Raw genomic sequence first — 825 nt, forward strand, 5'->3', positions numbered from 1 at the left:
ACACGTCGGTGGGAAACCAGACCAGAAGGCCCTTCATTTCTATACCGTTGCACCAGACGTTTAACCTGCCGAATAGAAATGCCAATGCGTGCCGCAGCTTGTTCCTGAGTAATATGTCGATTAATTGACTCCTGAATAATCTGAAGTCGGTGGAGTTCCTTATGACTCATCGTAACAGTCTCTTTGATCATGAAAAATCCCCCAGAGAATTGTCTGGGGACATTTTAGAATGATTCAAAGGGGACATTACAGCTTGGTGTTAACAATAGCCTGCTTCTCCTTGCCTTTCGGCACGTAAGAGGCTAACCTACATGTGTCTGGCATGAAATTGGCCTCAGATTAATGTTAAGCGTCTTGCAGGACGCGTAATGTTAACTGGGGCTTTTCTCTACCTGCCGTTGGTGTTCGTGCCCGAGGCAGATAGCCTCAAGCACCCGCAGTCATTCTACTTAACTAAGATTTCCCCGCAAACCGTTTTTGTCCAGCACAGTAAATATCCAACTAAACCAATGGAGTTCGCTGTATTTACCGCCAGTATTCAATGCACATGACCGCCATGAACACCCCTAAAAAAAGGGCATTTATATATCCAAATATTAATATCAAAACATCAACTTTTTCCATATACCTTGCTGTGAAGATGATGGGCATACATGATGCGAACAACCAGAACGCAACAAACAAAAACTGCAATGCGTTTTTCATTATTCCTCCTACAATCAATGTGCAATTACATTTAAACACACCTCAATTTGGCCGGACATATAAATATCTAAACCAGAAAAAATCACTTACATAGCGTTACAAACTCTTTAGTCTAAAGGT

The 825-nt window shown here is 42.1% G+C and carries 1 protein-coding gene; it reads right to left on the reverse strand.

The window, feature by feature from the left end:
* Positions 1-191, reverse strand: a 191-nt coding sequence (locus ACUU1M_RS20365) for a helix-turn-helix domain-containing protein (RefSeq protein ID WP_449144785.1), incomplete at its 3' end; no start/stop codon positions are given.
* Between the last annotated feature and the right edge of the window lie 634 nt (positions 192-825).

Source organism: Shigella sp. SIG6 (assembly GCF_053555815.1).